Origin of the sequence: Coprococcus sp. AF16-22, assembly GCF_003461545.1 — a bacterium.
GTDB classification, from domain to species: Bacteria; Bacillota; Clostridia; order Lachnospirales; family Lachnospiraceae; genus Coprococcus; species Coprococcus aceti.
This window is the reverse complement of sequence record NZ_QTXH01000001.1, coordinates 154,142-180,181: the sequence shown is the minus strand read 5'-3', so window position 1 is coordinate 180,181 and position 26,040 is coordinate 154,142. Positions and strand designations below refer to the sequence as shown.

Below are 26,040 nucleotides of genomic sequence, written 5' to 3'. Positions count from 1 at the left end.
ATCTTGTGTAATTTACATGTTTCTCCTGGCAAAATCCTGATACGCAGGTGACATTTTTCTGAGATTTTCCACGATTCTCTTGAGATTATCTACCACCGCATCCGCCTCATCCATGGTGTTCTCATATCCCAGAGTCAGTCTGACCGCACCATGGGATATCTCCTTCGGAAGCCCTATAGCTGTCAGCACATGGGAGGGATCAACAGAACCCGATGTACATGCGGAACCGGCAGAAGCACATATGCCCGCCATATCGAGCATGATGAGGATCGTCTCGCCCTCAACGAACTGGAAGCTGACATTTACATTGTTCGGAAGTCTGTCTTTGTCATGTCCGTTCAGTCTGGAATAAGGAATCTCCGATAAAATTCTGTGTATCATATGATCTCTGATATCTGTCTCCTGCTTCATCCGATCTTCCATTGAGAGCATCGCAAGCTCCGCAGCTTTGCCCATTCCTACAATCCCCGGTACATTCTCTGTTCCGGCACGTCTTCCTCGCTCCTGCTGGCCTCCGTGGATAAAGCTTCCAAGCTTTATTCCGCTCCGTATATACAGAAACCCGATTCCCTTCGGGCCATTAAGCTTATGTCCGCTGCTGCTGAGCATATCTATGTTCATGGCATTTACATCCAGTGGTATCTGTCCATACGCCTGAACCGCATCCGTGTGGAATAGAATGCCATGTTCATGCGCAATAGCTCCTATCCTGCTTATCGGCTCTATGGTTCCTATCTCATTGTTTGCAGCCATAACCGAGATGAGGATCGTATCCGGTCTTATCGCCGACTCCAGCCTGTCAGGATCAACCATCCCCTTCTCATCCACATCCAGATATGTCACGTCAAAGCCCCTCTTCTCCAGATACTGACATGTGTGAAGAATGGCATGGTGCTCTATCCTGGTCGTAATTATATGTTTTCCCTTATCCTGAAAGGCTTCCGCTGCAGCCTTTAAAGCCCAGTTATCCGATTCCGAACCACCGCCCGTGAAATAGATCTCCTCAGGCTTTGCGCCAAGCGAATCAGCAATTATATCCCTCGCCACATTTATCACATCCTTATTTCTCGATGCAAATGTATATACGCCTGAAGGGTTTCCAAACTTTTCTGTAAAATAAGGCAACATGGCGTCGAGCACTTCAGGTCTCACCGCCGTCGTCGCTGCATGATCCATATATATTAACTTTCCCATTTTCGCTCTCTTTCCATTACCTTTTCTGTCACTTGTCAATGACAAATGCAACACTGCATTCATCACACGAAACTATATTACTATATAGTATTCTACCACAATACAAATGCCACGTGCTATGTATATATTATTATGCTCTCATCATATCTCATTATCTTCGTCTCTTAATCTCTTTAGACGCTTTCCATAGGCTTTACTATTTTCTTATAGACCCTGAGAAGAAAGATCGTCGATATGATCACGCTGAAAACCTCTGCAATAGGGAACGCTGCCCACACACCATTCACACTGTTCATTGCTTTCGACAGGAAATATGCCACAGGAAGTATGACAAAAAGCTGTCTCGCCATAGACACTATCATACTGTACACGCCCTTTCCTACAGCCTGAAACATTCCCGAACATGTGACAGAAAATCCCGCAAATATAAACGCTGTACTCATGATCCTGACCGCTGGTATACCCATCAACAGCATCTCATCTGTGGCATCAAATATTTTAAGTATCTGTCCCGGAAATACCTGCATGATAGCAAGACAGAATACCATAATGGAACAACCGACCATCACACCCAGCTTCATGGTGCGTTTCATTCTGTCAGGTTTCTGCGCTCCGTAGTTGTATGAAATTATCGGTATCATTCCGTTGTTCAATCCGAATACAGGCATAAATGCCATACTCTGCACCTTGAAATACGCTCCGAACACTGCAACGGCCAATTTCGAGAATGAGTACAGTATCAGATTCAGGAAATAATTCATCACAGAACCTATTGCAACCATGATAACCGACGGCACACCTACGCTGAGAATCTTACCAATTATCTCGCCATGTGGCCTGAATCTTCTAAGTGTTATATGGAGATCCGGATTCTTCTTGATATTGAATATCATAGCAAGAGTTCCGGCTATACACTGTCCACATACAGTTGCAATGGCAGCACCCTTTACTCCCATTCGTGGACATCCGAGAAGACCAAATATCATTATAGGATCAAGTATAAGATTGATGACAGCACCGAGTATCTGGGTTATCATACTGTACATTGTACGTCCCGTGGACTGCAGCAATCTCTCAAATGTCATCTGGAAAGCTATACCGAAAGCACAACAGCAGCACACCTCGAGATACTCTGTTCCATATTGGATTACCCGTGCATCCCCCGTCTGACTTTCCATGAATGTCCTTGCAAAGAATAAACCTATTATCAGGAATATCACATATCCTATCGCCTCAAGGAATATTCCCTGTCTGGCAACTTCATTTGCCCTGTCAAATTTCTTCTCTCCAAGTGCCTTGGATATAAACGCATTAAAGCCAACTCCCAGTCCCGAGAAAACTCCTATCATCAGATTCTGTATCGGAAATGCCGTGGACACAGCCGTAAGTCCGTCCATGCTGAATCTTGACACAAACACACTGTCCACAACATTGTACATAGCCTGGAACAGCATGGAAATTATCATAGGAAGTGACATTGACATCAGAAGCTTTCCCTCAGACATCACTCCCATCTTATTTTCTCTGCTCTCACCTGCGAACGCTTTTCCATTAGCAGATATTGTTTTATTATCAGATATTATTTTCTCACCAGATTTTTTCCTGTTATCAGGTGATTTTTCATTATTTTCGACGCTGTCTTTCTCTTTCATATGTACCTCTCCTCTGCATGCTCCTGCTGTGCATAATGTACTGTACCTGCCATTTGTGCTTATCCTCACACACACTTATCTTCACTTGCACTTATCCGCACATGCATACTCTCTTTATCTACTATACTCAAACTAATTAATACTACATTATTTTTGTATTATTTACAATACACTTGTATTTTGATTTTCGATCTCTATTTTCTGATTTCTAATTTTCGATTTATCGATTTCTCATCGACTCAATTCACCGACTCGTATATTGGACCCATATATTCACATTTACAATCATCAATTCATTTATAGCTCACTAATAATGCTATTCACTCATCATCGAGCAGAGTATCCCTAGTAATGAAAACGGACACTCAATAAAAAACAGCACATAATTTTTCGCAAGTATATCCTCAACACAACCCTCACGTAGCCGCACACAAATCATTCCGTACCTGAATTCATCCTGCAACAGCCCTATGCAATTCAAACGATTCTACAATTCAGACCACCATACAGCTCAAAAAATCCCCCTCTTGAACATCAAATCCAAGAGGGGGACTTATAATTGATAATCTAAAATTATCTATATGACAAACAAGCTGTTAATTACTTATTAGCAAGCTCTGCCTTGATAGCCTCTGTAAGAGCTGGAACGATCTTGTTGAGATCTCCAACTACACCATAGTCAGCTACATCAAAGATAGGAGCATCCTCATCCTTGTTGATAGCAACGATGATGTCTGACTCTTCCATACCAGCTACGTGCTGGATAGCACCTGAAATACCGATTGCGAAGTATACCTGTGGACGAACTGTCTTACCAGTCTGACCAACCTGAAGCTCCTTTGGCTTCCAGCCTGAATCTACAACTGCACGTGAGCATGATACCTGTCCACCAAGTACCTCTGCAAGATCATCAAGGAGCTTGAAGTTCTCTGCTGAACCAACTCCACGACCACCTGAAACAAGGATTTTAGCATCCATGATATCCTTGATATCTGAGATAGCCTTTGAGATCTCAAGAATCTCAACATACTTGTTGTTAGGTACGAATCCTGGATTGTACTCGATAACCTCTGCCTTCTTACCAGCTACCTTGTCAAGCTTCTGCATAACACCTGGACGAACTGTAGCCATCTGTGGACGGTTGTCAGGACATGCGATTGTAGCGATTGTGTTACCACCGAATGCAGGACGTGTCATAAGAAGCTGATTGTGCTTCTGCTCCTGATTTGGAAGTGCAACAAGAGGGAAATCACCGATCTCAAGTAATGTACAGTCTGCTGTAAGACCTGTAGCAACTCTTGCTGAAACTGTTGGACCAAGATCTCTACCGATTGCTGTGGCACCAACTAAAACGATCTCTGGCTTGTACTCATTGATAACTGATGCAAGTGCGTGTGCATATGGCTCAGTTCTGTACTCCTTGAGCTCTGGATCGTCAACAACGATAACTCTATCTGCGCCGTACTCTGCAAGCTCATCTACAAGACCCTTAACGTCTGAACCGATAAGGACTGCAGTTACCTGCTCATCAAGCTTCTCTGCCAGTCTCTTTCCTTCGCCGATAAGCTCGAAAGAAATACCACTTAACTTATTATCTACCTGCTGTGCAAAGACAAATACGCCTTTGTAGTTCTTCATTTCTTCTGCGTTCATTGCGCCCATTTTATTCACCACTTTTCCTTTACTATATTAGATTACATGCTTATCCTTTAACTTGCCAACAATATAGCTAACTGCCTCATCTGGAGAATCAGGAACAACCTTCTCGCCTGCACCCTTTCTTACCTTATCTGAAGCCTTAGCGATCTTTGTAGGTGAGCCCTTAAGACCGATGTTAGAATCATCAACATCAACGAGGTCTGCTCTGCCAAGTGTTGTGATCTCTGCATTAACTGCATCGAAGATTCCACCTGGAGTCATGTATCTTGGCTCATTTAACTCAGAAAGTGCTGTTACAAGGCAAGGCATCTTAGCCTTTAACATATGATATCCGTCATCATACTGACGCTTAACGATAACTGCGTCTCCGTCAACCTTGATCTCCTGTGCATATGAAATTACAGGAATTCCAAGATGCTCAGCGATCTGTGGTCCAACCTGAGCTGTATCTCCATCGATAGCCTGACGACCTGTTATGATCAGATCATAATCAAGCTTTCTGAGAGCTCCAGCGATTGTTGTTGATGTAGCCCATGTATCAGCTCCACCAAGAACACGGTCTGTTACAAGAACACCCTTGTCAGCTCCCATAGCGATTGCTTCCTGAAGAACGTCAGCAGCCTTTGGAAGACCCATTGTAAGAACTGTTACCTCTGCACCATACTGATCCTTTAATCTAAGCGCAGCCTCAAGTCCTGCCTTATCATCAGGGTTCATGATTGTAAGCATTGCTGCTCTGTTTAATGTACCGTCTGGGTTGAACTGTACTCCACCCTTTGTATCAGGTACCTGCTTTATACAAACTATAACCTTCACGTTAAGTACCTCCTATATTACTTTAATAAGTTTGCAGAAATAACCATACGCTGAACCTCTGAAGTTCCCTCGTAGATCTCTGTAATCTTAGCATCACGCATCATACGCTCAACATCGTACTCCTTGATGTAACCGTAACCACCGTGTAACTGAACACACTTTGTAGTAACTTCCATAGCAACCTCGGCTGCGTAAAGCTTAGCCATAGCTGCCTCTACTGAGTAAGAAACCTTAGCACCGCTCTGGTACTCATCCTTCTTTCTTGCTGCCTTGTATACGAGAAGCTTAGCTGCCTCGATCTTTGTTGCAAGGTCTGCAAGAACGAACTGTGTATTCTGGAACTGAGCGATTGATCTGCCGAACTGCTTTCTCTCTTTAACATAGTTTACTGTTGTCTCGAGAGCGCCCTCTGCAATACCAAGAGCCTGAGCAGCGATACCGATACGTCCACCGTCAAGTGTGTGCATAGCGATATTGAATCCCTTACCCTTCTGTCCAAGAAGAGCGTCCTTTGGAATACGGCAGTCTGTGAAGATAAGCTCGTATGTTGAAGAACCACAGATACCCATCTTGTTCTCCTTTGTACCGAATGTAAATCCAGGTGTACCCTTCTCTACGATGAATGCTGAGATCTCCTTCATCTTTCTGCCACGCTTCTCAACGATACCAGTAACTGCGATAACGATATATACGTCAGCCTCTTTACCGTTTGTGATGAAGCACTTTGATCCGTTAAGTACCCACTCGTCTCCGTCAAGTACAGCCTTTGTCTGCTGTCCCTGAGCATCTGTACCAGCACCTGGCTCAGTAAGACCGAAAGCACCAAGCTTTCTGCCTGAAGCAAGATCAGGAACATACTTCTCCTTCTGAGCTGGTGTACCAAATGTTACGATAGGATCAACACAGAGTGATGTGTGTGCTGATACGATAACACCTGTAGTACCACAAACTTTTGAAAGTTCCTCAACGCACATAGCATATGTGAGAATATCACAGCCCTGTCCGCCTAACTCCTTAGAAACAGGGATTCCTAAGAAACCATACTTTGCCATCTTCTCTACAGTCTCTCTAGGAAATCTGTGCTGTTCGTCAATTTCCTGAGCAAGAGGCTTTACTTCATTCTGCGCGAACTCTCTGAATAAATTCTGCGCCATTTCATACTTCTTGTCTAAAGCGAAATCCATTCTAATTATTCCTCCATGAATATATTATATTACTTAGCACTATTACTGAGCATCAACTGGTGTCTTTGTACGATCAGCATTGTATACATAGAATCCTCTGCCGCTCTTAACACCAAGGTTGCCGCCACGTACCATCTTACGAAGTAATGGACATGCACGATACTTGCTGTCACCTGTCTCATTGTACAGAACGTCCATGATTGCAAGACAGATATCAAGGCCTACGAAATCACCTAACTCAAGTGGTCCCATTGGATGGTTAGCACCAAGCTTCATAGCAGCGTCAATACCAGCTATGTCTGATACACCTTCCATCTTGATGAATGCAGCTTCGTTGATCATTGGGATGAGGATTCTGTTTACTACGAATCCAGCAGCCTCGTTAACCTGTACTGGAGTCTTACCGATCTCCTCTGAGATCTTAACGATCTTCTCTACAGTCTCAACTGGTGTGTTAACACCTGCAATAACCTCGATGAGCTTCATTCTGTCAGCTGGATTGAAGAAATGCATACCGATCATAGGACGTGTAAGACCATTTCCAATCTCTGTGATAGAAAGTGATGATGTGTTTGAAGCGAATACACACTCTGGCTTGCAGATCTTGTCAAGCTCAGCAAATGTTGTCTTCTTTACTTCCATGTTCTCGAAAGCAGCCTCAACTATAAGGTCGCAGTCTGCACATAAGTCTTCCTTAAGACCTGGAGTGATGCTGGCAAGAATACCATCAACCTTCTCCTGTGTCATCTTTCCTTTTTCTACGAGTCTTGCATAACCCTTAGCGATCTTGTCCTTACCGCCTTCAGCCCACTCCTGCTTGATATCACAGAGTGCAACCTCGTATCCGTCAACCTGAGCAAATGCCTTAGCAATGCCCTGACCCATGGTTCCTGCACCAATTACGCCAACCTTCATTTTTATGTCCTCCTAAATCTTTTTTTCCGGTAAACATGAGAAATTCATATACGTTTCGTTTAACATGCTACCATAATACTTATATCACACATTTAGGATGGTTTACCTTTATCAGATTCCCCACCCTAAATGTTAATATCAGAACTGTTAATTATTACTTATTCTGGAAAGGAACAACCTTAAGTTTCTTCTCCTTGTCTTTCTCAAGGAAATTGCCCATTCCTGCCTTCTGATCCTCTGTCTCGAAACAGTCACCAAAAAGCTTCTCTTCAATAACAATTGCCTGATCCATATCTACCTGTAAGCCATCGTTGATAGCCTTCTTGCAGTTTCTTACTGCAATAGGAGCGTTTGCTGCGATTCCGGCTGCCATCTTCTTAGCTGCTGGAAGGAGCTCCTCAAGTGGATAAACAGCGTTCACAAGACCGATTCTGTAAGCCTCATCTGCCTTGATGTTTCTTGCTGTGTAGATAAGCTGCTTAGCCATGCCTGCACCTACAAGACGTGCAAGTCTCTGTGTTCCGCCAAAACCAGGTGTGATTCCAAGACCAGCCTCTGGCTGACCGAATATTGCATTCTCTGAGCAGATTCTGATATCACAGCTCATTGAAATCTCGCATCCGCCGCCAAGAGCGAATCCATTCACTGCTGCGATGACTGGGATAGGGAATGTCTCAATGGCTCTGAACACATCGTTACCCTTCTTACCGAAGGCCTCTCCCTCTGCCTTTGTGAGTGTTGACATCTCACCTATATCAGCTCCGGCAACAAATGACTTCTCACCGGCACCTGTAAGAATAAGACATCTTGTTGTATCAAGATCAACTGCCTTGAATGTTGCATCAAGCTCTTCAAGAACTGCACTGTTGAGTGCGTTCAGAGCCTTTGGACGGTTGATTGTGATAATTCCTACATATCCATCCTGTTCGTATGTAACAAACTCCATTATGTATCTCCTTTATTATCTAAAATTAGTCCTCGATCTTAACGACTGTTGAGCAGCCCATTCCACCACCGATACAGAGAGTAGCAAGACCTGTCTTAGCACCCTTTGCCTGCATCTCATGAAGAAGTGTAACAAGGATACGACATCCTGAAGCTCCAACTGGATGTCCAAGAGCGATAGCACCACCGTTAGGGTTAACCTGCTTGTCAACATCAAATCCAAGTTCCTTAGCAACTGCTACTGACTGTGCAGCAAATGCCTCGTTTGCCTCGATAACATCGAAGTCCTCAATCTTGAGACCAGTCTTAGCCATAACCTTCTTGGTTGAAGCTACAGGTCCGATACCCATGATTGAAGGATCAACTCCGCCAAGTGCTCCAGCTACCCATGTAGCCATAGGCTTAACGCCAAGCTCCTTAGCCTTCTCCTCGCTCATAACAACGATAGCTGCAGCACCATCATTGATACCTGAAGCGTTACCAGCTGTAACAAATCCGTTAGGATTGATTGTTCTGAGTCTTGAAAGTGTCTCAACTGTTGTACCAGGTCTTGGTCCCTCATCCTTCTTGAACTCAACCATCTCTTTCTTCTTCTTTACCATAACTGGAACGATCTCAGCATCAAATGCACCTGACTCCTGAGCTGCAACAGCCTTCTGCTGGCTCTTTGCTGCAAACTCATCAATCTCCTCACGTGTAAGACCCCACTGCTCACAGATATTGTCAGCTGTCTTGATCATGTGATAATCATTGAATGCATCCCAGAGAGCATCGTTTACCATTGTATCTACGAGTACACCATTGTTCATTCTGTAACCGAAACGACCCTTCATCATAGCGTAAGGAGCCATAGACATATTCTCCATACCACCTGCAACTACGATATCAGCATCTCCTGCCTCGATCATCTGTGCAGCCATGTTGACACAGTTAAGACCTGAACCACAGACAACGTTAACTGTAACAGCAGTTGTCTCGATTGGAAGTCCAGCCTTTATTGAAGCCTGACGTGCTACATTCTGTCCCTGACCAGCCTGGATAACACATCCCATGTATACGTGGTCTACCTGATCTGCAGGAACTCCTGCTCTATTGAGAGCCTCCTTGATAACGATTGAACCAAGCTCTGTAGCTGGTGTTGTGCTGAGTGATCCACCCATTGTTCCGATAGCTGTACGACATGCGCCTGCTAAAACAATCTTCTTTGCCATTTTCAAATCCTCCATTTAAAAAAATATTAGTGTGACATAAGACTACATATAAAAAAACCTTAAAGGTTCACACAATCTGCCATAATTCTAGCACAAAAGCATGTGCCACGCAACCAAAAATGAACGACTCCGCGAAGGAGCTATTTCCTTTTATTCCTGTTTTTGCCATTTTTAGCATTCTTCTGCCCGGATGATTTTGTGTTTTTCTGTGGAACAACTTTATTATTTTTGCTGTTTTTACCATTTTTGATTGAATTGTTCTTACTTTTATCATTTTTGCCATACGAACGTTGTCCCTGGTGTTCACCTTTCCTGTCCATCTTTCTCGGCGCTATCAGACATTTTTTATCAAAACCGATAAGATCCTGTCTGCCGGCCTTTATGAGCGCCTCTTTGACCAGATCATAATTCTCCGGTTTTCTATACATCATAAGAGCCTTCTGCATTGCCTTTTCATGTGGATTATGAGGTACATATACCGGTTTCATGGTTCTAGGATCGACTCCGGTATAGTACATACATGTGGATATCGTGGACGGCGTAGGATAGAAATCCTGCACCTGTTCAGGCATATAGCCTATATCCCTTACATATTCGGCAAGCTCCACCGCCTCCTTCAGCGTGGATCCGGGATGTGATGACATCAGGTACGGAACAACATACTGCTGCTTTCCAGTCTTTGCATTTACCCTTTTGTATCTATCAATGAATTTCTCATATACACTGTTCTGTGGCTTGCCCATCATCCTGAGAACATTATCCGATACATGCTCCGGCGCAACTCTGAGCTGTCCGCTTATGTGCTTCTCGCAAAGCTCTTTCAGGAATTCATCGTTGCTGTCCGCCATCACATAATCGAATCGTATTCCCGATCTGATAAATACTTTTTTCACACCTGGAACCGCTTCCAGCTTCCGCAGAAGCTCAACATAATCCTTGTGGTCAACCTTCAAATTCCTGCACGGTTCCGGGAACAGACACTGCTTGTTGGTGCATACACCATATTTATCCTGCTTTGCGCATGATTTATGCCTGAAATTCGCAGTCGGCCCTCCGACATCATGTATATAGCCTTTGAAATCAGGATCATGCGTCATGCGCTCCGCTTCCTTTATCAGTGACTCGTGGCTTCTTGTCTGTATGATCCTGCCCTGGTGAAATGTCAGTGCGCAGAAGCTGCATCCTCCGAAGCAGCCCCGGTTGCTCGTCAGGCTGAATTTTATCTCTGATATAGCCGGGATACCGCCCGCCTCCTCATATATCGGATGGTAGTTATTCATATATGGCAGATCATACACATCGTCCATCTCCATCTGGGTGAGCGGATAAGCCGGAGGATTCTGAACAACATATCCTCTGTTTCCGTATCCCTCAACCAGCGTTTTAGCCGAGTATGGATCTGTATTTATATACTGTGTATAAAAGCTTCTTGCATATTCCAGTCTATCCTTTGAAAGACTGTCATAATCCGGCAGTATAATGGAATCCTCGGGCACACCGGATATATCCTTTGTCCTGTAGCATGTACCCCTGACAAATGTGATATCTTTCACATCTATTCCGCTGTCGAGCGCCTCCGCTATCTCTATCATGCTGTGCTCGCCCATGCCATACGAAAGTATATCGGCGGATGAATCCACCAGAATGGAATGTTTCAATTTATCAGACCAATAATCATAGTGTGCCATACGTCTGAGGCTGGCCTCTATACCTCCGATTATGATCGGAACATCCTTGTACGTTCTCCTTATCAGATTACAGTATACCGTGGTGGCATAATCAGGCCGAAGTCCCATCTGTCCACCTGGAGAGTACGCATCCTTCTGTCTTCTCTTCTTGGACACAGAATAATGGTTCACCATGGAATCCATATTGCCTCCGCACACCAAAAAGCCCAGTCTTGGTCTGCCAAAAACATCAATGCTCTTGTCATTCTTCCAATCAGGCTGGGCAATCATACACACCTTATATCCATATCTCTCAAGCAATCTGCTTATGATTGCAGGGCCAAATGAGGGATGGTCAACATAGGCATCACCTATGACAAACACAAAGTCCGCCTGTGTCCACCCTCTCTTCTTCATGTCCTCCATGCGGATCGGCAAATAATCTCTTTCCATACATTTAATCTTCTTTCTTATCGCTGAGGTTGACAGACATTCCAGCGCCGAGAGCCACTGCCTCAAGTGCTTTTTCCGATACATATGCCTCTATCCCTGTGCGCTCTTTGATTATTCTGTCCATTCCGTATATAAGACTTCCTCCTCCGGTAAGCACAATGCCCGATACCGCAATGTCAGCCACCAGCTCCGGCGGTGCAGTCTCAAGAACATTGTGTATTGCTCCAAGAATATGCTCTGTAGTCTCCTCAAATGCATCCACTGTTTCATTCGCAGTTATTGTTACAGCCTTTGGAAGTCCCTTGATAAGATCACGGCCCTTGATCACATACTCAATATCTTCATCACGCTTTACGACTGAGCCAACAGCAATCTTCGCATTCTCCGCTGTCTGATAACCTATAAGCAGGTTGTATTTTCTTCTGGCATACTTGATGAGTGCATTATTATAGTCATCTCCGGCGTATTTTATGGAGCTGCTCTCCACTGCACCACCAAGGGATACGACCGCAATATCCGTGGTTCCACCGCCTATGTCGACCACCATATTACCCTTTGCCTCATAGATATCTACATTTGCTCCTACAGCAGCAGCCAAAGGTTCCTCCATGACATACACAGTCTTGGCACCGGTCTTGTACACTGCTTCCTCAACAGCTCTTCTCTGCACCTCGGTAACACCGCTTGGAACACACACGCATATCCTTGGTCTTCCAACTCCCGAACGTTTCTCCATTGCGCTTCTGATAAATGCCTTGAGCATTATCTCCGCTATTGTATAATCAGATATAACTCCCTTATTGAGAGGTCTGACGACCTCTATATTCTCCGGAGTCTTTCCTATCATTTTCTTGGCTTTTGTTCCTATTGCTATTACTTTTTTTGTAGATACTTCATATGCGACAACAGACGGCTGGTTTACAACAATTCCCTTACCTCTTACGCTGATCAATACATTTGACGTTCCTAAATCTACTCCAATATCAGTTGAAAGCATATAAATTCTCCTTTATCACAACAAAATAATACCAGTGCTATAACACAGATATTATAAGCACTGGTATTGTTTTTTTCAACAAAATTCTACAACGGTATATCCGTCACAAAACTTATTTTATCTCTTTTTTAAGAATCTTCTTGTCGATAGGATCTCTGGTCTCAGCAGCCTTCATGGCATCATCCATAGCACCGAGAAGTCTGTCGATATTTCCTGACTCCATCGCCATCAAAGCATTCCTTATAGCTGTATCTGCTCCGCTCTCAAGCTTGAAGCCCTTCTCATCAGCGTAGCACTCTGCCACATTGATCATTCCACTCTCATTGATCTGGTCAAAGTATACTCTGTTGTTGAACGATCTTGCCTGAGTCATATTTGCTGCAAGCATATTGCTGAGAGCTGTCTTCTCTCCTGTGAGGATGATCTTAACATCATTCTTCTCAGGTGAACACATATCAACCATCTCTTTGAATCTCTCAGGTGTTATAAGTCCTGCACTCTCAATGATAAGACATCCGCCCTTGAGCTTGCCAACTGCTCCTGCAAGCTTACCGCTGTTTATAACCTTTGCCTTAACCTTTGCCTTTGCCTCAGACTTGCAGATTCCCATATCATAATAGAACTTTGCAAAATCCTCACCGACCATGGTAAGTCCAAATCCGTGCTGTCCAAGAATAACAACATTCTTAGATCTCTTAGGATCTACCTTGAGAGTCTGGAGAACGTTAACGATCTGTGCACCAGCAGGCTCGACTCCGAGATACTTGTAGAGGTACTTTGCCTCCTTAGGCAGTGATTTACGTCTCGCAGCAACAGCCTCACTTACTGAAGCAGCCATAGTTGCTTCTTCATCCTGTGTGATAACCTGTGCAGCTTCCTCAACCTTGCCTTCCTTCAGAAGCTCTTCCTGCTTCTTGTACTCTTCCTCACGCTTTATAGCCTTTTCAAGTACCTTTGCAGCAGCAGTAGCCTTGCTTCTTATATCCTCGAGCTGTTTCTTGACATCAGCCTCGGCCTTGTCTATTGCTGAGAGATCTTTCTTCTTCTTCTCCTCAGCCTCGGTCTTGGCCTGATCAGCAGCCTCTTTTCTTGCAACAACGCGCTCAGCCTGTTTTGTCTTGAGCTCAGCGATCTTGTTCTTTAACTCTTCTTCTTTCTTCTTTGCATCATCGAGAAGCTTCTTAGCATCAGCTTCAGCCTTTGTCTTCATATCTGAGGCTTCCTTCTCAGCCTTCATAGCTGCAGTCTGAACCTTCTCGAGCTCACTTGCCTCTGCCGTAGCATACTTCTCTTCCTCAGCAGCAAGGAACACCTCATGCTTGGTCTCTCTATCTTTTCCTTCTGCCGTAAGCTTATCTGTCTTTTCCTTGGCAGCAGCTTCCGCATTCTGGATCTCAACCTCTTCTGCGATCTTAGCCTCTTCGACTACCTGCTCCGCTTCCTCGGCAGCAGCCTCTGCCTTTGCCAGAAGATCCTCAGCCTCAACAAGAGACTTCTTAGCTGAGTCGAGAGCTTCCTGAGCCTCTGCCTTCGCAGCCTTGAATGAGTCATTCTCCTTCTTTGCAGCGGCAACATCCTCACTGATCTTCTTGTTGTCGTTCTCAGCAGTTGTAATCTGATCAGCAACCTTCTTTATGAACTCTTCGCTGTCTGAAATCTTCTTCTGAACCTCTTCCTTGGCTTTCTTTGCTGCCTCAAGAGCCTTTGCAGCCTCCTCCTCAACCTTCTCTGCCTTCTTCAGTTCTTCCTTCTGTATTGCAAGCTTTGTGTTTGCATCATTTCTGCTGTTCTTTGCATTCTTAACAGCCTTCTCTGACTCCTCAAGCTTCTTCTGGAGCTCATCAAGAGTCTTCTGTGACTGACTCTCCATCTCAGTGGTATTCTTAAGATTAGCATCAGCCTCTTCCTCAGCCTTCTTAGACTCGCTGAATATTGCACCAGCCTTTGTCTTGTCTGCCTCGGCAGTCTTCATGATCTTGGCTGCTCTTGCTTCCTCATCTGTGCGCTTCTTCTTGGCCGTCTCTATAGACTTCTTCTTATCCGCATCTATGTCTGCCAATTTCTTCTTATCAGCATCAACAGCCTTGTTGTACTCAGCAACACCCTTATCCACATTAGTCTTCTTGGTGTCTGCAAGTGCCTTTATAGCCTTGTCGGCAGCAGCCTGAGCCTCATTGATCATATTGTTCTTATATGTATCAGGATCACTCTCCTTGAGGATTCTGTCTGACTCTTTCTTAGCAGATTCATTTGTATCTGATATCTCTTTCTTGAGCTTTGCAATATTGGCATCAAGCTCTTTCTCCTCTCGCTCAAGCAGTTCAGCATCATTCTTCTTCTTTGCCTCAGCCTCCTGTGCCATCTTTGCATCATAGTTCTGCTTCTTGGCAGCAAATTCTTCAAGCTGCTTTTCGAGATCCTTCTCTGTCTTCTCGCATTCCTCGATGGTCTTCTTCGAGGTCTCAGCATGTTTCTTTGCCTCTTCAGCATTCTTTCTGGCATCGTCGATCGCCTGCTGCTTCTTTGCCTCAGCCTCAGCCTTAGCCTTTTCAGCGGCAGCCTTCTTTCTTGCCTCTTCTGCCTCTTTGCGCTTCTTCTCCTCTTCAGCCTTACGCTTAGCCTCTTCCTCGGCCTTCTTCTTAGCTTCTTCCTCAGCCTTCTTCTTGGCTTCCTCCTCAGCTTTCTTCCTAGCCTCCTCTTCAGCCTTCTTCTTGGCTATCTCCTCAGGACTCTCCTCGTCTATATTGGACAGGTTCTTTATTCCTGCACCAAGGAAATCGTCATCATCGTCATCATCATCATCAAAATCATACAATGACTCTCCAGCCGCAGCCTGCTTGTTTCTATCTGGGAGAATGCTGAACAGATCTCCGTTCGCATCACTGCCTCCCTTAGGTGACTTAACTTTATTCACCTTTGCATTCTTATCAGTTACCCATTCAAGTGTCTCTTCATCCTCAGCATTTTCATCATCATCAGTGAGAACAATATTGCTTCCACCTGTTGACTTAACTGTACCTTCAGTTCCGGCGCCGAACTTAAATCCGCCACCAAGACCGCCTTCTGTTTTAGGTGTTTTTCCAAGACCGCCGCCAAGGCCGCCTGATCCAAGGCCTCCCTCTGTCTTAGGTGTACTTCCGAGTCCTCCGCCAAGGCCGCCTCCGAGTCCTCCAAGACCGCCTTCACCTAATCCGCCGCCAAGGCCTCCTCCGAGACCACCGCCCGACATATCATCAGCGATGCCTCCAAGGTTAAGACTGAGCTTAGGTGCAGCTCCCTCTGGTTTTTTATCTTCTTTTTTATCTTCAGGCTTCAGTCCCTCTCCCTCTTTTGGAACATCGTCCTGCTTTTCATCCTCAGTTGAAGTTTCCGGTTCATCCTCATGAACAATTCCAAGAGCCTCTTCTCTCTTACGGCGTTTCTTAGCCTCGATTCGTTCTAACTCCTCCTTGGACAAAGTTTTGTGTTGGCTTTTAGCAGTCTCAGCATCTTTCTTCTTGCTGCCGCTCTTGAGAAGTTCTTCCTCTTCTTCCCTCTTTTTCTTGGCAGCTTCTGCAGCTCTTTCCTTTTCAAGCTGTGCCTTGATCGCCGCAATCATTGCTTCTGTCTGATCTACAGCCAATTCCCTCGCCTCCTTCCGTTTGTTCAAATAAAAAGCAATACACTATATGTATGATCATGCTACTTTATTTCTTCTTTGATCAGCCCTTCAGTCTGAACGGCTTTTTCTTCGGTTGCTCTGGTTCAGCGTCAACCGTTTCCTGTTGTGAGGATTCCTGCTCATCTGTCTTCTCCTCGTCGGGAGCTGCCACATCATCCTCTTTATCTTCATCATCAAAATTCAATATAGAATTGAATTCCGTGTTGAATTTAATTCCAAGTCTTGCAAGGAGTCTGTCTGTTTCACCGATAAGATCCTCCTCTTTCTTAAGACTTTCCGATATCTTGGCTTCATCAGCCTCTATCTCTGCATTTATATCTTTCTCTGCCGACAGATCATACAGTGCTGCATTCTCTGTGTTGTAGTCAGGGAACAGACTGCTCTTAAACACCGGGAAGCCATTATTCTTTGGCTTTTCCGGTTCTGTCTCCACCGCAATTTTCTCTTCTGACTTATCCTCTGCTTCCATTGTGAATTCCTCTTCGACCTCTGATTCAGCTTCAGCCTCAGTTTCTTCGATCTCCAGTTCAGCCTCAGCTTCAAATTCTTCCACCTCTGGTTCGACTTCCACTGGAACTTCTTCCATCTCAGATTCCTTAGATTCCGCATCGATTGTAAATTCTTCTAACTCTGGCTCAGCTTCAGTCTCAAATTCATCTTCAATCTCCGCTTCGGCATCGATTGTGAATTCTTCCTCAACCTCCGGCTCTGCCTCGACTGTGAATTCTTCCTCAGCCTCTGGCTCTGCCTCGATCGTGAATTCTGCGCCAACCTCAAGTTCTTTTTCGAATTCAGGCTCAGAATCTGCATCTACCTCGAATTCTTCTTCGATCTCCGGTTCGATCTCAACTGAAACTTCATCAACTTCCGGTTCATTCTGCTCTACACCCGGCTCAACAGCAGTTTCTTCCACATCATTCTGAGACTCCGCATCTTCCATCAGATCCTCGAGATTCTCATCGTCAACCTCGAACTCCTCAAGAGATTCAAAGGCTTTATCAAAATCAAACGTTTCTGATTCAACCGGTTCATCAGGCAAAGTCTCCGGCTCTGCATCCGCCTCAAATCCATCCTCAAAGTCTCCCTCGAACTCAGGATCAAAGGTCTCCACAACAGTATCGTCTTCAGAATCGCGATCTGACGCACTGTCAGATACGTCATCAGAATCGTCACCATCAACTTCAACCATGACTACTTCCTCCGGCTCTTCTTCGATAACATAGTTATCTTCCTCCACCGGTTCGGAATCCTCATACTCATTGTCGTTATCTTTGTTATACACCGCTGCATCCTCAGGAGTCAGCTCCCCGCTTATCTCAGTCATATCCTGTGACTTTCCCTCAGGAGCTTTCTCACTGTCACTGCTCATCGCCTTGAGCTCAGGCTTTGCCGTATTCCCGGCATCATCAGCAGTATCGGAAATAACTTCCTCGAGCAGTTGTTCCTTGTCAAGATTCTCGTTCTTCAGAGATTCCATCTCCTGCTCGACAAGCTCTTCCTCTTTCCTTGACATCAATCCAAATAAACCTCTGGATTTCTTCTTCGGCTCAGAATTCTCTTCTTCCTGACGAGCTTCCTTTTTCTGCTCTTTTTTATCCTTCGATCTAATCCACATCTGCTTGAATTTCATGGAACTCGTCACAGGTGCGTCATCCTCGACCATGATCATGATCTTAGCATCCTTTGGATGCATTCTCAGATCGTCTTCTTCCAATATCTTATTTTCATTTGCTCTTGTATCTGCCTGCTCAGGATCATCATCCGACATCTCCGTGTCAGGATAACAATAGATCATGGATTCAAGATCCACATCGCCGCCCATGAGCTTGTCCAGCATATACAAATGTGAAGAGTTCTTGTAATGCGCTCTGAATTCAACACAGGCGCTGTCAAACTTCTCCCTGTTTCTTATGTACGCATGAAGCAGAAGCATCTCAAAATCCCACTCTTCATCCGTCTCAACATCATTCGCCGACACCAGTATGCTGTAAAGTTCATTCACGGGCTTCCTGTGTGCCTTGGCTATCATATATTCAAGTCTGTATGTACCTGCATCCTTATTGGCCTGATTAAATGTATATATCTCAAAATAACGCTCTGCAAGCTGTGTAAATCCCATGGATAAATACAGTTTTACCAAAGAATATATTATCTTGTTACCAGCCGGAGCCATGGCATGTGCCTTGACAAGCGCCGCTCTGGCCTCAGGATATCTTTTGTTCTCGTAATACACCTCGCCGCATATTCTAATAAACTGTGGACTAAGTGACTTCGACAGATCCTGATGTTCAAGTATATCGAGAGCGAGACTGTAATCGCCATTGTCTGCAAGTTCCTTTATTTTGTTTACACTTGACATACTGATTCCAGTACTCATAACCCAGCCTCCCACTTTTTATCATCGTATTATTTTATCATAAACGGCTATTCTTTACAACCTTTTGATTGGTCAGCAAAAGGACTATCCCGGCCACTAACCCGGCCGCAAATCCCGCCACATGGGCAACATTATCAATACCTTCTGACATCTTTCCGTTAACCAATGTCAGAATAAATAATATAAGCATATTAATAAGTGACAGATCCTTCACCCGGCCCTTATTATAAAATGCTATGACAACCAGCACTCCCAGAAGACCAAATATTGCTCCGGATGCACCAGCCGAGTAAGCATATGTATTATTATAAAAACAATCTATGTATGATGCAAATGACGCAGTAAGACCCGTGGCAATATAAACTATGATATAATTGAATCTGCCTATTATATTCTCAACCCTCGCACCGAGTGCGATCAAAATTACCATATTCCCAACCAGATGTGCTATTCCAAAATGTGTAAACATTGATGTCAGGAATCTGTAATATTGTCCTTTTTCTGATATCGCAAGCACTTCCACAGCCAGTTCCGTAGGTTGATAGACAAAGATACATGCAACGTACACCAGAATATTTATCAACAGTAATATCGGTGTTACAACACCGAACATTCTTATCAGATTGTGCTGGGATCTGCGGTTATCCACCACCGTTTTTTTATCGATCACATCATAGAGTGAGTCAAAGTCAGTGGGCTGATTCTCAAATATATACAGTTTTCCGTAATCCTCCGCGAACAGCCAGACATTGTCCAGTTCTTCAACTATCTTTTTTGTCATATCATCAAACATTCCGTTTGGAGTGATGAGTATATTGAGAAGATTGACTTTTCTATGCGAATCCGAAGAAACATCAAGCAATATTTTATTATTGAACTTTTTCAGAGTCTCAGAATCAAGATTATGATTACTGCCTATAACAACAATATATACGGCATCGCTGTCTGCTCTGCCGTATACATTGTTACTTTCCGGATTGAGTTGTCTGTAACCCTTCTCCTTAAGATTTTTTATTATCTGTACCATGTACTGTTGCATATCGTCTTATAATCCCTATAATCCAAGGAAGAGATTCTCAACTTTCTCAATAACAGAGTCCTTCATGGATCCTCTGCTCTTCTCGTAATTAAGACCGGACTCCATGATCTCAAGAAGCTGCATTCTCATTCCTGTATCAATGTCCTTGATGTACTTCATGAGTACATCCTTGATCTCTATTACATACTCTTTTGTCTTCATCTCTTCAAGCATAGGCTCGTAGTTGAATGTGATAGAGTTCTTCATCTCATCCTGCTTTCTTCCACAGATCACACATTCCTCTGCGCCGCCTTCGTTTACGTGTCCACAGTTACATGTCCACACAAGTCCGTCTGACTTGTAGTTTGCAACTGCATCAATTCCCTTTTTGAGCTTGAGTGCCTTAAACTTAACGTCAGACATCTCAATTCCGATAGAATCCGCATCTATCTCGTATACTCCGCTGGCCTTGACATACTTCTTGATGTATACCTTGACGGAGGATATCATCTTTATATACTTGTCCGGAAGCTTACACTCCACATAATCCGACTTGAGGAGCTTGAGGTTGGTCTTATCAAATGTAAAATCAACATCCGGCAGTGTTATATTGTCACCATAGATATTGGTGAACTGAAGCTCTGCCTTAAGTGCCTTTATATCGTCGTTATTGTAGTTGTTGAACCACACGGAAATCTTTGTTCCCTTACCCTCTGATGCAAGCACCACCTTTGATGCTCTTGGCACGAGCAGGTCGTAATAGTTTCTTACATATATCTCGTTTCTGATGAAGCTGCTCTTGTCAAATTCCGACTTGTACTGCTCCTTTATGTTTACCAGAGTTCCACTGGCAACAACAGCAGTTACGTTGTTGGTGTATTCCTCAACACCTGTTCTGAATCCAACTACAGCATTGTACTTCGTCTCACGGACCATATCTGTGAAATTATTGATTGTTTCATTGAGGATCTCATCGATCTTCTCCTGATAGATATCTCTTCTATCCGTGGCAATATCCGCAATAGATGTTCCGAAATCCTTCAAAAAGTTGGAATTAAGTATCGTCTGTGTGAACTTGTATGTTCCATAGCCAACGATATCATATCCCTCAAAGCTTGTTCCCGATGTAATTAATACTTCCTTCATTAGCGCACCTCCCAAATATAAAAAAATTGTATCACAATAATCTTCATTTAACAAATGTTTTTTGTGAATTTTTAATCAAAAAAAGGTGCTTTTTTGTGAATATTATAAAAATAATTATAATTTATTTCTTCAGGTCACTATTTTTATATGTGACAAATGTGAAATTCACCTCTGACACATCCTCACCCGGTCTCTCATCCGTCACATCCCAGTTGTCCAGTTTGTCGAGATTCGAAATGAAGGCATCGGCCTCAAATTCCCTGTCTATTTTGGTGATTACTGCCTCATCACAATATGGTATGAGCTCATCGTAGATAGTCTGTCCGCCTATGACAAAAATGTCATCCGTGTCATATTTTGCCAGTTCTGTAAACAGTTCGTTCATTGAGTGGACAACCACCGCATCCTCAACTGCATATTCAGGATTCCTGCTGAGAATTATATTTGCCCTTCCCTTGAGCGGTCTTCCGCCCGGAAACTCCTCCAGAGTCTTCCTTCCGAGAACAACAACATGCCCCATCGTGGTCTGTCTGAAATTTCTCTGATCCTCCGATATCCTTATCAGTAATCTGCCTTTATTTCCAATGGCCCAATTCTTATCTACCGCTGCAATAAACTTCATATGTCCTCCATCTGTATAATTCCCGTCCCATGCTTCATAGTCTTATATCGCAATAGGAATATTCTTAATCTGTGGTCCTGTCTCATAGTCTTCTATCCTGAAATCATCCAGAGTAAAGTCATAGAAATCTTTGACATCCGGATTCATATAGAACTTTGGAGCAGGATGTGTAGGTCTTGTTATCAGCTCCTTGACTATCGGTATATGTCTGTCATATATGTGTGCATCCGCGATCACATGTACCAGTTCTCCCGGCTTAAAGCCCGTGACCTGGGCAAGCATATGTACCAGTACCGCATACTGGACAACATTCCAGTTGTTGGCCGCAAGCACATCCTGGGATCTCTGATTCAGTATAGCGTTGAGCCTGTCCCCTGTTACATTGAATGTCATGCTGTACGCGCACGGATACAGATTCATCTCACTCAAGTCCTGATGAACATATATGTTAGTGAGCATTCTTCTGCTGTATGGGTTATTCTTAAGGTCATATATCAGTCTGTCCACCTGATCCATCATGCCCTCTTTATATTTATGCTTTACACCAAGCTGATATCCATATGCTTTTCCTATGGAACCGTTCTCATCTGCCCAACTGTCCCATATATGGCTCTTGAGATCATGAACATTATTTGACTTTTTCTGCCAGATCCAGAGCAGCTCATCAATAGCCGACTTCACATACGTCTTTCTAAGTGTTATCGCAGGGAATTCCTTTGACAGATCATACCTGTTGACAACACCAAAGCGCTTTATGGTGTAGGCATATGTTCCATCTTCCCACTTTGGTCTGACCTTCTCCCCCTCCGTACTATATCCATTATCGATTATATCTTTACACATGTTTATAAAGAGATCATCTGCAAGACTCATTTTGGTAACCTCCGATTGTTTTTCCAGATAATTATATCATACTCTCCATCCCGCATGTGATTAATTATTACATCAAATAACACTTTTTATTACATTTTGATTTACAACGGACTATTTTTGTGTACAATGCAGAAAAACATTCAAAGGAGGTGAAACATGAAACCACATTCATCCAATCCACTACCTGCCCTTCTCAGATACTTCAGACAGAAGTCAGGACTCACACAGCAGGATGTCGCAGCCGCGCTCTCTATTTCCAGATCCGGATATGCCAACTACGAGGAAGGGAGAAACATCCCTAATATAGAACAGGCCATAAAGCTGTCAGAGCTTCTCGACCACGATTTTCTATACGCATACACCCTGTCATCAAGATACATGCAGGGGCATCCAAAGCCACTACAGATCGTCATGGAGGACAATTCATACATGACCGCCATAGAATCTAACCAGAGCACAGCAGACATGCTGGGCAATTACAGATCTCTCAGCGACAGCGACCGTCAACTTATAGACACATTTGTGGCAAATCTAGCATCTAAAAATTCCAGACTGTAGATCCAGTATTATACCCACCAATTACAGTAAATATTATTTTCAAGGAGAAAACAGGAAAATATGAAAAAAAGAAAAGAACGCAACATTGATACGTCGGTGTATGAAGACGATTCATCCGATCATGATTTTAACTGTGCAGTGATAGGCGGCGCACTGAAGTCTCTGAGGCGCAGCCACGGCAAAAGGCAGCAGGAAATAGCCGCCATCTTGAAGGTGTCCGTCTCCGCCTACTCGCACTATGAATGTGGAGAGCGAATCCCGGATCTCATAAATCTTATCAGAATATCCAATTTATACAGTATTAATATGAGTCATCTGGTGCTGCTCACCTGCATCGATATAGCAAAGAAAAATAAGATGGACATCAGCGAAGTGTTCCTCGCCTACAGCCACGGCAGGACTCTTCCACCGGAAGCGACAGGAATAATGTCCGACTGTGATCAGCTTGACGACAACGGCAGGGAAAATCTCAGGCTGTTTTTAAAGTCTGCACTGAGCTGCTAGCAGACTCACAATTTCGAAATAATACGGTTCAGATCGTTTATAACTCTCTTCTTATCAGCACTCCACAGAGGCGCAACAAGAATATTCTTAGGCCCATCCCCGGTGAACCTGTGAACAACCATATCAGGAGGAAGCTCTTTAAGACAATCACACAAAATATCTGCGTATTCATCAAATGTCAGTGCACGGAACACTCCTTCCTCATACATTTTTTCAAGAACAGTTCCCCTGAGAACATGAAGCAGTTGGAGCTTTATACCATTTGCGCCGCTTCGCACTATGTACCTTACCGTATCAATCATATCCTCCTTCGTCTCACCGGGCAGGCCTATTATCATATGAACTATAATGTGAACTCCCAGTTCTCTGAGTCTGTTCATCGTCTCATCATACACACTTATGTCATAACACCTGTTGATGAGCTGTGCTGTCCTGTCATTTGCTGTCTGGAGGCCAAGTTCTATCCACACAGGTTTAACAGCTATTATATCTTTTATCATATCTATGACCTCCGGGCCAAAGCAGTCCGGTCTGGAGGCTATCGATACAGCCGCAATGTCATCCCTTCTTGCAGCCGCCAGAAACTTTTCGCGCAAAGCATCGACATCACCGTATGTATTTGTATATGACTGGAAATACGCTATATATCTGTCACATTTGCATTTGCCTGATATCCTCTTTTTTGCCAGTTCTATCTGTTCATCTATGCTAATGACTGCATCCTCAGAGAAATCTCCCGAGCCGCTGGCACTGCAAAAAATACAGCCACCTGTCCCGGCTTTACCATCACGGTTGGGACAGGTGGTTCCTGCATTCAATGATATCTTATATAATTTCTCTCCAAATGTATCTCTTATATACGCATTTGTTGTATATATATCCATACTGTTACCTTCTATATACGATCCTGTCTATATCTGATGTGTCGCCTTTACAAGAGCAGGAACTATCTGTTTCTTTCTTGATACAACACCGGGAAGATATGCATAGCTATCCTCAAGCTGCACACCAAATGCTTTGCTGCACAGTTCCTGTGCATTCTCTCCCACGCATATGATACCTGAGCCCTCCTGAAGAATATTGGTCATTGCAAACATGACCACATCACAGCCAGGCTCCATATATCCACCGAGGAATTCACGCATACCGTTTCTTATTCTGTCTATCTCTTTCTCATTGACGGAATTGATCTGTCCAACAGCAACAACCATATCTCCAATGTCGAATTTCTTGAAATCCTGATGAAGTATCTCATCCATGGTCTTGTCCTTGAGGTTGCTTCCCGCGTCGAACATCTCCATGGCAAATTCATATATGTCTATCTCTGCAAGCCTTGCAAGCTCCTTTGCAGCAGCCTCGTCTATGAATGTACACGTCGGAGACTTGAATGCCAGTGTATCGGAAAGTATCGCTGCGCAGAGAAGTCCAGCTATCGGCTTATCTATCTTGACATTCTGCTCTTTGTACATCTGATAGATGATCGTAGCAGTACATCCAAGTGGCTGATTTCTGAAATACACAGGATTCATGGTCTCTATATTCGCAATCCGGTGGTGGTCGATTATCTCGAGTATCTCGGCATTCTCCACGCCGTCAACAGACTGGGTTCTCTCATTGTGATCAACAAGTATGAGCTGTTTCTTTCTCGCATTGATGTAGTTACGCCTTGATACAAGTCCCTTGTAGTTGCCATAGCCGTCCGTAACCGGAAAGTATCTCACTCTGGTCTTTGCCATGGTCGTCTTAAGCGTATCTATATCGTCATCCTCATAGAATGTCATGATGCGGTCTCTTATCATAAAGAATCCTATAGGCATGCTCTGTCCGATAAGTCTGGCAACAGCATAGGTGTCCGTCGGTGTAACAACAACCGCACAGCCCTTGTTCTTTGCAAATTCCAGAACCACGTCAGATATACTGTTCACAAGACATACTATAAGCATGCTCGCACCGCAGTTTATGGCCGCAAGCTGAGCCTCAACCCTGTCACTCACTATGACTATGTCATTTTCCTTGACATGTCTCTCAAGGATGTCAACCTGGGCAGCTCCCACGATCACTCTTCCATCCTTAACATATTCGTCGGCGTCACCGTACACAAGCTCGCCATTTATAGTATCTATTATGTGTGAGAACTTTGTACCAGCTATGAACAGGGAATTATCATCCTTCTCAAGCATATATGCCTCGGCTATATCTCCGACCGTTATTATTCCCTTTATCTTGCCATTATTGACAACCGGAAGTGTCGTGGCGTCGTTATCCTGCATTATCTCAAATGCTCTCTTCATGGTGATATCTCCCGACACACCATCAACTATTCTGTATGCTATATCCTTCACCTGTACATTTACATTGCTCACAAGTGCCGGCGCCTGCACACCAAAATAATCAAGGACAAACTGTGTCTCTTTATTTATATTTCCAGCTCTCTTTGGAATGTATTTGTTCTCATGCTGATTTTTCAGATGGGCGTACGCAATCGCTGAACATATAGAATCCGTATCCGGATTCTTATGTCCTATGACAAACACCTCATCTGTAGGAACATTATGCATATTTCACCTCTTATTTCTATCAATTATAAT

20 protein-coding genes are annotated in these 26,040 nt (G+C 43.9%); 2 read left to right on the top strand and 18 right to left on the bottom strand.

What is annotated here, in order from left to right; translation table 11 throughout:
- Nucleotides 1–12: 12 nt before the first annotated feature.
- From nifS to thyA, 16 genes are all read right to left on the bottom strand, one after another.
- A complete protein-coding gene (gene nifS / locus DWW60_RS00785) occupies nucleotides 13–1,194 on the bottom strand; it encodes a cysteine desulfurase NifS (RefSeq protein WP_117874196.1) in 1,182 nt (393 codons plus the stop codon).
- Nucleotides 1,195–1,367: 173 nt separating this feature from the next.
- Entirely contained in the window at nucleotides 1,368–2,846 is a 1,479-nt protein-coding gene (locus DWW60_RS00780) for an MATE family efflux transporter (RefSeq protein WP_117874195.1), read from the bottom strand.
- 600 nt (nucleotides 2,847–3,446) lie between these two features.
- Nucleotides 3,447–4,508, bottom strand: a complete 1,062-nt coding sequence (locus DWW60_RS00775) for an electron transfer flavoprotein subunit alpha/FixB family protein (RefSeq protein WP_015535002.1) — start codon at nucleotides 4,506–4,508, stop codon at nucleotides 3,447–3,449.
- Nucleotides 4,509–4,535: 27 nt separating this feature from the next.
- Nucleotides 4,536–5,321: an electron transfer flavoprotein subunit beta/FixA family protein gene (locus tag DWW60_RS00770; protein ID WP_022058361.1), complete on the bottom strand. Its 786-nt coding sequence runs from the start codon at nucleotides 5,319–5,321 to the stop codon at nucleotides 4,536–4,538.
- Between the two features lie 17 nt (nucleotides 5,322–5,338).
- Entirely contained in the window at nucleotides 5,339–6,505 is a 1,167-nt protein-coding gene (locus tag DWW60_RS00765) for an acyl-CoA dehydrogenase (protein WP_004852934.1), read from the bottom strand.
- Nucleotides 6,506–6,547: 42 nt separating this feature from the next.
- Nucleotides 6,548–7,420, bottom strand: coding sequence for a 3-hydroxyacyl-CoA dehydrogenase family protein (locus DWW60_RS00760; protein ID WP_117874194.1), 873 nt, complete (start codon nucleotides 7,418–7,420; stop codon nucleotides 6,548–6,550).
- A gap of 154 nt (nucleotides 7,421–7,574) precedes the next feature.
- Complete coding sequence (locus DWW60_RS00755) at nucleotides 7,575–8,366, bottom strand: enoyl-CoA hydratase-related protein (protein WP_004852940.1); 792 nt, start codon at nucleotides 8,364–8,366, stop codon at nucleotides 7,575–7,577.
- 25 nt (nucleotides 8,367–8,391) lie between these two features.
- Entirely contained in the window at nucleotides 8,392–9,576 is a 1,185-nt protein-coding gene (locus tag DWW60_RS00750; RefSeq protein ID WP_022058363.1) for an acetyl-CoA C-acetyltransferase, read from the bottom strand.
- A gap of 140 nt (nucleotides 9,577–9,716) precedes the next feature.
- On the bottom strand, nucleotides 9,717–11,696 hold the full coding sequence (locus DWW60_RS00745) for a YgiQ family radical SAM protein (RefSeq protein ID WP_117874193.1): 1,980 nt from the start codon (nucleotides 11,694–11,696) through the stop codon (nucleotides 9,717–9,719).
- 4 nt (nucleotides 11,697–11,700) lie between these two features.
- Nucleotides 11,701–12,693, bottom strand: coding sequence for a rod shape-determining protein (locus tag DWW60_RS00740; protein WP_015535004.1), 993 nt, complete (start codon nucleotides 12,691–12,693; stop codon nucleotides 11,701–11,703).
- A gap of 112 nt (nucleotides 12,694–12,805) precedes the next feature.
- Nucleotides 12,806–16,315: a hypothetical protein gene (locus tag DWW60_RS00735; protein ID WP_243002887.1), complete on the bottom strand. Its 3,510-nt coding sequence runs from the start codon at nucleotides 16,313–16,315 to the stop codon at nucleotides 12,806–12,808.
- A gap of 79 nt (nucleotides 16,316–16,394) precedes the next feature.
- A complete protein-coding gene (locus DWW60_RS00730) occupies nucleotides 16,395–18,731 on the bottom strand; it encodes a tetratricopeptide repeat protein (protein WP_117874191.1) in 2,337 nt (778 codons plus the stop codon).
- Between the two features lie 37 nt (nucleotides 18,732–18,768).
- Nucleotides 18,769–19,758 (bottom strand): rhomboid family intramembrane serine protease, encoded by a 990-nt coding sequence (locus DWW60_RS00725; protein ID WP_243002886.1) that lies wholly within the window; start codon nucleotides 19,756–19,758, stop codon nucleotides 18,769–18,771.
- Nucleotides 19,759–19,785: 27 nt separating this feature from the next.
- Entirely contained in the window at nucleotides 19,786–20,895 is a 1,110-nt protein-coding gene (locus DWW60_RS00720) for a heavy metal-binding domain-containing protein (RefSeq protein ID WP_022216390.1), read from the bottom strand.
- 121 nt (nucleotides 20,896–21,016) lie between these two features.
- Nucleotides 21,017–21,517 (bottom strand): dihydrofolate reductase, encoded by a 501-nt coding sequence (locus DWW60_RS00715; protein ID WP_015535005.1) that lies wholly within the window; start codon nucleotides 21,515–21,517, stop codon nucleotides 21,017–21,019.
- A gap of 42 nt (nucleotides 21,518–21,559) precedes the next feature.
- Complete coding sequence (gene thyA / locus DWW60_RS00710) at nucleotides 21,560–22,390, bottom strand: thymidylate synthase (protein WP_022216389.1); 831 nt, start codon at nucleotides 22,388–22,390, stop codon at nucleotides 21,560–21,562.
- Between the two features lie 156 nt (nucleotides 22,391–22,546).
- Between thyA and DWW60_RS00705 the strand changes: the two genes are divergently transcribed.
- Nucleotides 22,547–22,948: a helix-turn-helix domain-containing protein gene (locus DWW60_RS00705; RefSeq protein ID WP_117874189.1), complete on the top strand. Its 402-nt coding sequence runs from the start codon at nucleotides 22,547–22,549 to the stop codon at nucleotides 22,946–22,948.
- A 60-nt stretch (nucleotides 22,949–23,008) separates the two neighbouring features.
- The gene (locus tag DWW60_RS00700; protein ID WP_117874188.1) at nucleotides 23,009–23,452 is read left to right on the top strand and encodes a helix-turn-helix domain-containing protein; all 444 of its coding nucleotides are present in this window, start codon (nucleotides 23,009–23,011) and stop codon (nucleotides 23,450–23,452) included.
- Nucleotides 23,453–23,457: 5 nt separating this feature from the next.
- On the opposite strand, the gene DWW60_RS00695 is transcribed toward DWW60_RS00700, so the two are convergent.
- Complete coding sequence (locus DWW60_RS00695) at nucleotides 23,458–24,336, bottom strand: TIGR01212 family radical SAM protein (RefSeq protein ID WP_117874187.1); 879 nt, start codon at nucleotides 24,334–24,336, stop codon at nucleotides 23,458–23,460.
- Between the two features lie 27 nt (nucleotides 24,337–24,363).
- Nucleotides 24,364–26,010, bottom strand: coding sequence for a putative manganese-dependent inorganic diphosphatase (locus tag DWW60_RS00690; RefSeq protein ID WP_015535010.1), 1,647 nt, complete (start codon nucleotides 26,008–26,010; stop codon nucleotides 24,364–24,366).
- Nucleotides 26,011–26,040: the final 30 nt, after the last annotated feature.